The 9,051-nt window shown below is 46.2% G+C and carries 11 protein-coding genes; 5 read left to right on the forward strand and 6 right to left on the reverse strand.

Going from position 1 to position 9,051, the window contains the following annotated elements:
• The 5 genes from ACLOR3_RS01825 to ACLOR3_RS01845 all read left to right on the forward strand — a co-directional run.
• On the forward strand, positions 1–176 hold a 176-nt coding region (locus ACLOR3_RS01825; protein ID WP_412036987.1), incomplete at its 5' end, for a threonine/serine exporter family protein.
• Positions 177–180: 4 nt separating this feature from the next.
• Positions 181–648 carry a threonine/serine exporter family protein gene (locus ACLOR3_RS01830; protein WP_023027277.1) on the forward strand — a complete coding sequence of 156 codons (468 nt, stop codon included), beginning with the start codon at positions 181–183 and terminating at the stop codon, positions 646–648.
• Positions 649–754: 106 nt separating this feature from the next.
• Positions 755–985 (forward strand): hypothetical protein, encoded by a 231-nt coding sequence (locus ACLOR3_RS01835; protein ID WP_023027278.1) that lies wholly within the window; start codon positions 755–757, stop codon positions 983–985.
• A 344-nt stretch (positions 986–1,329) separates the two neighbouring features.
• On the forward strand, positions 1,330–2,508 hold the full coding sequence (locus ACLOR3_RS01840) for a hydroxymethylglutaryl-CoA synthase (protein ID WP_154854480.1): 1,179 nt from the start codon (positions 1,330–1,332) through the stop codon (positions 2,506–2,508).
• Complete coding sequence (locus ACLOR3_RS01845; RefSeq protein WP_154854477.1) at positions 2,501–3,769, forward strand: hydroxymethylglutaryl-CoA reductase, degradative; 1,269 nt, start codon at positions 2,501–2,503, stop codon at positions 3,767–3,769. The genes ACLOR3_RS01840 and ACLOR3_RS01845 overlap by 8 nt, the downstream gene beginning before the upstream one ends.
• A gap of 46 nt (positions 3,770–3,815) precedes the next feature.
• On the opposite strand, the gene fni is transcribed toward ACLOR3_RS01845, so the two are convergent.
• The 6 genes from fni to ACLOR3_RS01875 form a co-directional block, all read right to left on the reverse strand.
• On the reverse strand, positions 3,816–4,832 hold the full coding sequence (gene fni / locus ACLOR3_RS01850) for a type 2 isopentenyl-diphosphate Delta-isomerase (protein WP_154854474.1): 1,017 nt from the start codon (positions 4,830–4,832) through the stop codon (positions 3,816–3,818).
• A complete protein-coding gene (locus ACLOR3_RS01855) occupies positions 4,810–5,835 on the reverse strand; it encodes a phosphomevalonate kinase (protein ID WP_048715762.1) in 1,026 nt (341 codons plus the stop codon). The genes fni and ACLOR3_RS01855 overlap by 23 nt, the downstream gene beginning before the upstream one ends.
• Positions 5,825–6,775 (reverse strand): diphosphomevalonate decarboxylase, encoded by a 951-nt coding sequence (gene mvaD / locus ACLOR3_RS01860; RefSeq protein ID WP_154854471.1) that lies wholly within the window; start codon positions 6,773–6,775, stop codon positions 5,825–5,827. The genes ACLOR3_RS01855 and mvaD overlap by 11 nt, the downstream gene beginning before the upstream one ends.
• Positions 6,757–7,635 carry a mevalonate kinase gene (gene mvk / locus ACLOR3_RS01865; RefSeq protein ID WP_048715759.1) on the reverse strand — a complete coding sequence of 293 codons (879 nt, stop codon included), beginning with the start codon at positions 7,633–7,635 and terminating at the stop codon, positions 6,757–6,759. The genes mvaD and mvk overlap by 19 nt, the downstream gene beginning before the upstream one ends.
• Positions 7,636–7,755: 120 nt before the next feature.
• On the reverse strand, positions 7,756–8,709 hold the full coding sequence (locus ACLOR3_RS01870; RefSeq protein ID WP_048715756.1) for a serine hydrolase domain-containing protein: 954 nt from the start codon (positions 8,707–8,709) through the stop codon (positions 7,756–7,758).
• Positions 8,710–8,744: 35 nt separating this feature from the next.
• Positions 8,745–9,051 (reverse strand): CppA C-terminal domain-containing protein (locus ACLOR3_RS01875; RefSeq protein ID WP_412036934.1); only part of this gene is annotated, 307 nt, incomplete at its 5' end.

Genomic DNA, 9,051 nt, shown 5'->3' on the forward strand with positions numbered 1-9,051 from the left:
ATCTCATTATTGCCGGTTGTGTCATGCCTTTCGTTCCTGGGATTGCCATGACCAATGCCGTCAGGGATCTGATGAACAACCACCTCAACTCTGGGATGAGTAAACTCTTTGAGACCCTGCTCATTACTCTTGCCCTTGGTGCCGGAACGACCGTCGCTCTTGTCCTTATGAAATAGAATCATGAATCTAATCGAATTTTTAATCCAAGCGGTGGCTAGTTTGATTGCCATCATCACTTTTTTAATCGTCCTCAACGTGCAACGCTCGATGTTAGTCCCTGGAGGAGTTCTAGGAATGGCTATCTGGTTGCTCTACTATATCTTGAAAGGACCTACCAATGTTATTGTCGCGACGTTTATTGCAGCGATTGTGGGTTCTTGTATCAGTCAAATTTTAAGTATTATCTATAAGACACCTGTCGTTGTCTTTATGCTGGCTATTCTTGCTCCCTTGGTTCCTGGATATATTTCCTATCGGACCACCTCCTTCTTTGTTAGCGGCCAATATCGGCAAGCCATGACCAGCGTAACCTTGGTGGTTATTCTAGCCTTGGTCATCTCTATCGGGATGGCTAGCGGGTCTGTCGTCTTGAAACTCTACCATTCTTATCAACGCCATCAAAAAAGAAAAATGACCAATGCCAACTAGCATTGGTTTTTCAAAACTTATCTATGTAATCGCTTGCATTTTTATTTAAAAGGAGTACAATGATAGTGAAAAAACAAATCCTTTAAAGTATGCGAGGTGCTGTATGATGCTAAACAAGTATATCAAGTATCTTCCTTGGATGATCCTAGGAGCCCTCCCCTCCTATCAATCAGCGACTATCTATGCCCGTAATTCATTTGACTTGTTCTATCTGACCTTGAACTTTCTGATTGTATACATCGCTTTAATCGTCTTCTACGAAAATGTTCTAAGAGACAAATGCAAAGAACTCTTCATACGGGTTATGAGTAACCCTAAGAAAGATAAGCAAGCATAAGAGTTGAAGTGAGTGGGACAGAAATCGGTAATTCGTTAGAATTCGATTTCGTCGTCCCACCTCCGCACAGTTGAGTAGGGCTGTAAAAGCTGATGAATTCAGCGTAGTAGAGCCCACTCAACCACTGCGTCTTGCTCGACAATCCAAAGACAATTGAGAGGCTAGGACTTTTGTCCCAGCCTTTTTTGTTTTTCGTCCTCTTTTTTTCAAAAAATCCCCTTGCCCAACTCGGTCCTAAGAATGATTTCCAGACTGTTCTGGCTTTTTCAAGGGAGTTTTGATCTCAAATATGGTAAAATAGTAACGAAATATACTAGTAGATATCAAATTAAAAGAGGTTATTTATGACAATCGGTATTGATAAGATTGGATTTGCGACCAGCCAGTATGTCTTGCGCTTAAGTGAGCTAGCGGCTGCTCGAAATACAGATCCAGAAAAACTCAGTAAAGGGCTCTTATTGAAAGAACTGAGTATTGCCCCTATTACAGAGGATATCGTCACACTTGGAGCAAGTGCCAGCCATAGTATTTTAACCGAAGAAGAAAAAGAAGAAATTGATATGGTCATCCTGGCGACCGAGTCAGGAATTGACCAGAGTAAGGCTGCTGCTGTTTTCGTTCACGGTCTCCTAGGAATCCAACCCTTTGCTCGGAGCTTTGAAATGAAGGAAGCCTGCTATGCTGCAACGGCCGCTTTGGACTATGCTAAACTTCATGTTGAAAAGTTCCCACAGAGCAAGGTCTTGGTCATTGCCAGCGATATTGCAAAATATGGGATCGACACCCCTGGAGAGCCGACTCAAGGTGCCGGATCTGTCGCTATGTTGGTGACGCAGAACCCACGTATTCTAGCCTTTAATGATGATAATGTAGCTCAAACCCGTGATGTTATGGATTTCTGGCGTCCCAACTATTCCAGCACACCCTTTGTCAATGGGATTTATTCGACCCAACAGTACTTGGATTGCTTGAAAACAACTTGGACAGAGTATCAAAAACGGACTGGCTTAACCTTGGATGATTTTGCGGCGGTCTGCTTCCACCTGCCTTATCCCAAGCTCGCCCTCAAGGGCTTAAAAAAGATTCTTGACAAGAGTCTTTCTCCTGAGAAACAAGCCCAATTGCAATACAATTTTGAACAATCCATTCTCTACAGCCAAAAGGTTGGGAATATCTATACGGGTTCCCTCTTCCTAGGTTTGCTTTCTCTCTTAGAGAATCAGCCTCAACTAGTGGCTGGCGACCGCATCGCCCTCTATGGATATGGAAGTGGTGCAGTCGCTGAGATTTTTAGTGCTCACTTGGTCGAAGGATATGAGCAAATGCTCCATCCAAATCGTATGGCAGAATTGGATCAGCGAAAAGCTCTTACGATTGCCGAATATGAGAAGATCTTCTTCGAAGAGGCACAATTAGATGCTGAAGGCAATCAAACCTTCCAAGGTTACCAAGATCAAACCTATGCCTTATCAGAAATCAACGAACACCAACGAACCTATGTAAAGGTAGAACAACATGGTTAAATTAACTGGTTTTTCAAAAGCAAGTCCAGCAGAGCGCATCGAGAAACTAGCTCAGGCCGGACTCCTTTCAGAAGAAGGTCTACAAACAGTAAGGGACAATGACACATTGCCCCTTTCTCTTGCCAATGAAATGGTCGAAAATGTCCTCGGCACCTTGGCTTTACCCTTTGCTCTAGCTCCTGGCTTCCAGGTAGATGGTCAGGAAATCCAAGTCCCAATGGTGACGGAAGAACCCTCTGTCATCGCTGCTGCTTCTTACGCTGCTGGACTAATCAAGCGCTCAGGTGGGTTTCAGACCCAGGTTCACAAGCGTCAAATGATCGGTCAAGTAGCTCTTTATGACGTTAGCCATAAAGAAAAGGCCAGTCAGGCGATTGCAGAAGCTAAAGAAGAACTGCTCCAACTGGCCAATCAAGCCTATCCTTCCATCGTTAAACGGGGAGGTGGGGCACGAGATCTCTGGACAGAGGTGAAAGGGGACTTTCTCATTTGCTACCTATCTGTCGATCCAAAAGAGGCCATGGGGGCTAATATGCTCAACACTATGTTGGAAGCCCTGGTCGACCCTTTAGAAGATTTATCCGAGGGGCAAGGATTAATGGCTATTCTATCCAACTTAGCTACAGATGCCCTGGTCACGGCAAGCTGTCACATAGACTACCGCTTCCTCAGTCGCGATCCCAAAGAAGCTGCCGAAATCGCTCAGAAAATAGCTCTGGCCAGTCAATTAGCGGCTGTTGATCCTTATAGAGCAGCGACTCACAACAAGGGAATTTTCAATGGCATCGATGCTGTCGTCTTGGCAACTGGGAATGATTGGCGGGCGATTGAAGCAGGTGGCCATACCTATGCTAGTCGATCTGGACAAGCTCAAGGACTATCTAATTGGATAGCTCATCCAGATCAGCAAGTCCTAGAAGGCCAGCTGACCCTTCCCATGCCCATTGCTACCAAGGGAGGCTCCATCGGACTCAATCCAAGTGTCCAAGTGGCTCATGACCTGCTTGGAAATCCCGACGCCCAAACTCTTGCACGGATCATTGTAGCTGTCGGCCTGGCTCAAAACTTTGCAGCGCTTAAGGCCTTGGTCAGCACCGGTATTCAGCATGGGCATATGAAACTCCAAGCTAAGTCCCTTGCCCTACTTGCTGGCGCTAGTCCATCAGAGGTAGCTCCGGTGGTCCAAGCCCTGTTAGAAGACAAACCCTTTAACCTGGAAAAAGCTCAAGCTATTTTAGAGAACATTCGTCAAAGCAATTAAAAAATCCTTCCGTGCAAACGGAGGGATTTTTGTTAGTTTCTTCAAGTTAATCATGGATGGAGAGGATTTGTTCATATCCTTCTTTTACACGACCATAAAGAAGATAGGGAACCTTTCTCAAATCGGCAAGTGTCTGACAAGAAAGAGCACACATAATCAGGCGTAAATCCTCTTTCCAAGCATTGACTTGGGCGATGACCTCTTCAATCGGCTTTGTCTCTACCAATTCTAAAATGGTCCGAGAAAGACCGACCCCCTTGGCTCCTAGAACCAGTGCCTTGATCATATCCAAAGGATGACGAACGCCACCAGAGGCGAGAACCTCGACCTGATCCATCAGTGGTTGAGCCCCAAGCAGGGCTTGGACTGTTGTTTGTCCCCAGTCATTGAGATAGGAACGATTGCCTCCCCGACGGTTTTCGATATAGGCAAAACTGGTTCCACCTCTACCAGAAATATCAACGGTCCTGACACCTAGTTCGATGGCTCTTTGGATAGTTCCGGCATCCATACCAAAACCGACCTCTTTTAGCACCAACGGCACTGGTAATTGCTTTGCATAGTCTGCTAAATGGTCTTGCCAGTTTCTAAAGCTTCGTTCCCCTTCGGGCATGAGAAGCTCCTGCATGAGGTTGACATGGAGTTGGAGAAAGAGAGGCTGGGTCTCCTCAATCGTCTGTAAGCCCAGTTCAAGCGGTTTGTCAATCCCGATATTGGTCGCAAAGAGAAGGTCCGGATAAAGGTCCTTAACTCGATAGGAGCTGTCCTGGGGATCTTTTAAAGCTGCACTATAGGAACCCGTCACAAAGAGAATGCCACAGGCTTCTGCCACCTGGGCTAATTTTCGATTGATTTCTCCTGCCTTGGCACTACCACCTGTCATGGCATTGATATAAAAAGGGTAGTCCCAATCACGACCCGCAAAATGGGTCTTCAAATCCACCTCATCTAAATCGATAGTTGGTAAAGAGGAATGAATCAACTCAACCTCATCAAAGCTATTGTAACCTGGAGTTTGCTCCAAGGCCAAACGAATATGTTCATCCTTTCGGTTGGTCGTCATACTCTCCCATCCTTTCTGCATATAATAAATCAATCCCTGCTTCTTGCCAGCGTCTGACGATTTCTTGGGCAGCAGCCTCCTCAAATGCGAGGGCGATCCCACAATCTCCTCCTCCAGCGCCACTAGATTTTGCAATGGCCTCCAGTCCCTCTTCTGCCCTCTTTAATTGGGCCAATTTTTTGGTATAAATCACCTCATTGAGAGATCCAAGTAAGTCACTCGCCCGACTGATAGAAGACCAGGCCAAGTCTCGGTCTGCCTCTTGAAAGGCCACTAAGAGGTCTTGTACAGCCTGCTCCGTCCTCTCTAAGAAGACCGAATCAATAGCTGAACGAACCTGGTTAATCAAGTCTCTTGAAATAGCGGGTTCCTGGGTCCAGCCTACTAAAAAAGTATAGGACAACTGAGGGGCCAGAGGCTGGATTTCATATCTCCAATCCAGGGCTAAGATCTGGTCCAGACCCTGATCTTGTAATTGCTCAGCCAGTTCCCGTCTATCAAAAGAGCGGTAGCTAACCAAGCCTTCATAGGCAATACAAGCTAGGTCTCCCATAGAGCCATTGTCTCCACGTCGAATCAAAACCAAACAGGCCAAACGAAAGAGCAAGTCTGCTGACAGGGGAAAATCATAAAGAGCTGCCATGGCTTTGAGGGTCAACAAGACCACACTGCCACTAGAGCCAATCCCGAATTTCTTGCCCTCTCGCTCAAATTTCCCCTCAATACTTAAATCAAAGGGAGCAAGTGCCACTCCTTGTAACTGGAGGTAGGCGTTCATCAGATGCACGGTTTCTTGGATCAGGGCATAGTCCGCCTGCGGAGTCAAATCAACTGCAAAGGAAAACATGTCTGACTGAATCCTATAAGTAGATGACGGTTGGATATCTGCCTGCATGTAAATGGGAATAAACTGAATAATGGCTGTTTGTCCTGGGGTTAGGATAGAATATTCCCCAGCGATATACAGCTTCCCACCTGCTCGAACTTGTTTCTTATTCTTCATGGGATAGATCCTTGGTCTTGGAAACAATAATACGGTAGTCTTGTTCAAAAAGTGGAACCAACTCTTCCAGATCCTCTTCTAGACAGAGGACTTTTACATTCGGACCTGCATCCATGGTGAAGTAGCACCGTTTCCCTTCCTCTCGAAGAGAGCGCACGAAATCCATGGCCTCGTAGCTTTTTTCCGTCAAATAGGAGAAGGCTGGGCTAGCAGTCTTGGTTGTAGAATGCATGAGAAGAGCATTTCGTTCGGTCAATTCCCCTACTTTTTCAAAGTCATTGTCCTTTAGGTAAGTCAGCATATCTTGGTAATCCTGGGCTGACTGGCGAATCCATTCTTGGAAATTGCTAGAGGTTTCAGTGCACCGCTTCATCCCTTCCCGACTAGAAAGAATTTTTTGTTGGTCGTTTAACACCAGCATAATCATCGCCAGTTTGAGGTCCGTTTCCACCTGGTAGATCGCTCCAGTATCCTTGTCCCAAGCCGCTAGAGGACCAAAGAAAGAACGAGAAGATGATCCGGAGGCAAACTTAGCCGCTTGAGCTTGTTCTGCCTGCGTCATTCTCAGTTGGTAATAGCGATTGCAGGCTTTTACCAAGGCAGATAGACCACTAGAACTAGAAGAAAGTCCTGCAGCTGTCGGCATGTTGTTGCTGGTATCAACCCGCACAAAGCCTGTTTCCCCTTCTGGTTTAAAGCGGTCGATGACTGCTCCAATCTTGGCCTGCTCCGCTTCATTTTGGAAGACCCCATCTATGTAGAAGGCATGGGCCTTGGCCTCGGCACCCAAAGGACTGAGACGCGTCTCTGTATACATATTTTCCAATGTCAAGGAAATGGAACTAGTTGATGGCACCATGGCTTCACTGTTTTCCTTGCCCCAATACTTAATAATGGCGATATTGGCATACGATTTCACGCTTACAGGCTTTCGATCCATAACTCCTCCACTCCTTTATTTTTTAGTTCTTTTGCGATGATTTCTGCTTGTTCCTGGTCTGCAGCAAGGGCAATGATACAACCACCGAGCCCACCACCGCTCATTTTGGCTCCCAAGGCTCCACTCGCTAATGCTAGTTCCACCAGTTGATCCGCTTCTGGACAACTCACTCCCACTGCCTGCAAATGATGATGGCAGTCTGTTAAGATACGTCCCAAGGTGGGAGCATCTTTTTGAGCAAGGGCTTTTTCTGCCTGCTCGGTGAGGAGGCCGATTTCATGGAAACTAGCAAGGGCCACTGTTCCCAAGTCCTTGACTTTTTGAATGGCTTCTTTGGTATGGCCATGGATACCTGTATCTGCAATGACCAGCTTGGCACCTAAATCAACTTCTAACTCACTAAAACCGACGTTGCGAATGAATTTAATCGGCTGATCACTTAGGCAAGTCTTGGCATCCAGCCCACTTGGATTCATATGGGCAATCATTTCTGCTCGATTAACCAAGATTTCCAAGGTTTCTTGACTCAAATCCCGCTTGAAATAATCAAAGACTGCCCGAATTGCCGCGATACTGACAGCAGCCGAGGAGCCCATCCCCCGCTGAGCTGGAATCATGGAGTCAATCCGGCAAGCGATGGCTGCCTTCTCAATCCCCAAATACTCTAAGGAAGCGTAGACGGCCATCGATAAGCTGTCATTCTCAAAAAGGACCCACGGACGCTCCGCAGGTACAATCTGACAAGTGACCTGAATGTGAAGGAGGGGCAGGGCAATAGCTGGATAGCCATAAACAACCGCATGCTCACCTATTAAAATAATCTTGCTATGTGCCTGGCCGACACCTATCGATTTCGTCATACGTCTCTCAGTTATCTTCATTCTTTTCTGCTATAGATTGCTAGATACAATCTTCTCTCCTTCCATTTTAATATAAATAAAGAAAAAAAGCGATGGCTAAACCACGCTTCTTTCTCCGTCTTAGGAAGGATTTTTACTGGTCCCTTCCATTTCTGTTTTGATGAGCTCCATGAGTTGATTCCGATCTAGGATCCATTGGGCCCGCTCATCTTTTTCATAGGTCCGATTGGATAAGAAAACAGCTGCCAACTGGAGCTTACGATTATAGAGAAGGAAGGTTCCTGTATAACCTGTATGGTCCAACCAGTCTCCTTCCAGATTCCAGGCCAGAGAGCGCGTCTTTCCTTCTTCTAAAGCATAGTTCTGGGAAAGGATTTCTGCAAAAGGATCCTGTAAATAATGCTCCAGGAAAATTTCCATATCTCTAATGGTCGAAAACAGACCTGCACTTCCGGCATGGACTCCCAGTACACGCGCTTTCGGATCATGGACGACGCCAGCTGGAACGCCACGAAGGGTTGGCACCGCTTGAGAAACCGGACCAAAAGTAGTCTCCTTCATTTGCCAAGGTGTAAAAACTTGCTCCTGAAAAATCTGGGCCAAATCCTGACCAAACCACTTCTCCAGAAGAAAGCCCAATAAAAGAAAATTGACATCTGTATAGTGGAACTGGCGATTGTCCTTGAGCTTCAAACGGTGCAGGGCTTCTTTTAAGCCCTCAGCATCCAAGTCATCTCGTCCGGGGATGAAAGGATCCAAACCAGAAGTATGGGTCAAGAGCTGACGGATGGTCACCTCTGCCTGCTCCATATCCGGATAGTAGGAAGCTAAGGGACGATCGATATCGATTTTCCCTTGTTGGACCAGAAAAGCAAGAACCGTTCCAACTCCGACGACCTTACTCACACTGGCCAAATCATAGGTCAAGCCGGCAATAACTGGCTCTTGCTTGGCTGGATCAGCCAGTCCCAAGTAATACTCCTGCCAGCTTCCCTTCTGATAGAGAGCAAGAGAGGCACCTGGGTAGATGCCTGCTCCTATTTGCTCTTGAATTTTTTGGATGATTTTTTCCATTTTTCTTCACTCATTTCAATCAGCCAAAGACTTGCTTAGGCTTCGAACCACCATTCAATCTTGCTTGGATCCTCAACCAAGACAAATTGTTGCCTTTTTGGTACAAAAGTTACCTGATCTCCAAAGCAGGAGGCTAGTTCACTTGCTACAAATGGCTCTAAAATGACCTTGACCTGACAAAGGTCCCAAGTCTGTCCATTTGCTAGTGTAAGGTCCGGACCATCTGATGCTTCTAACTCTAAATAATCTTCTAAGCCAGGTAGTTGTTGATAGAAAGCTGTAGAAGTCTCTACATTAGGTACTCGAAGCACCATCTTTTCTACGAAAAACTCCGTCAAGGTT

Origin of the sequence: Streptococcus intestinihominis (assembly GCF_046824975.1) — a bacterium.
In the GTDB taxonomy this organism is placed as follows: Bacteria; Bacillota; Bacilli; order Lactobacillales; family Streptococcaceae; genus Streptococcus.

Bases quoted from the DNA above. Each gene is read 5' to 3' on its own strand.
- ACLOR3_RS01830 (WP_023027277.1), top strand. From the start codon at position 181: ATGAATCTAATCGAATTTTTAATCCAAGCGGTGGCTAGTTTGATTGCC.
- ACLOR3_RS01835 (WP_023027278.1), top strand. From the start codon at position 755: ATGCTAAACAAGTATATCAAGTATCTTCCTTGGATGATCCTAGGAGCC.
- ACLOR3_RS01840 (WP_154854480.1), top strand. From the start codon at position 1,330: ATGACAATCGGTATTGATAAGATTGGATTTGCGACCAGCCAGTATGTC.
- ACLOR3_RS01845 (WP_154854477.1), top strand. From the start codon at position 2,501: ATGGTTAAATTAACTGGTTTTTCAAAAGCAAGTCCAGCAGAGCGCATC.
- fni (WP_154854474.1), bottom strand. From the start codon at position 4,832: ATGACGACCAACCGAAAGGATGAACATATTCGTTTGGCCTTGGAGCAA.
- ACLOR3_RS01855 (WP_048715762.1), bottom strand. From the start codon at position 5,835: ATGAAGAATAAGAAACAAGTTCGAGCAGGTGGGAAGCTGTATATCGCT.
- mvaD (WP_154854471.1), bottom strand. From the start codon at position 6,775: ATGGATCGAAAGCCTGTAAGCGTGAAATCGTATGCCAATATCGCCATT.
- mvk (WP_048715759.1), bottom strand. From the start codon at position 7,635: ATGACGAAATCGATAGGTGTCGGCCAGGCACATAGCAAGATTATTTTA.
- ACLOR3_RS01870 (WP_048715756.1), bottom strand. From the start codon at position 8,709: ATGGAAAAAATCATCCAAAAAATTCAAGAGCAAATAGGAGCAGGCATC.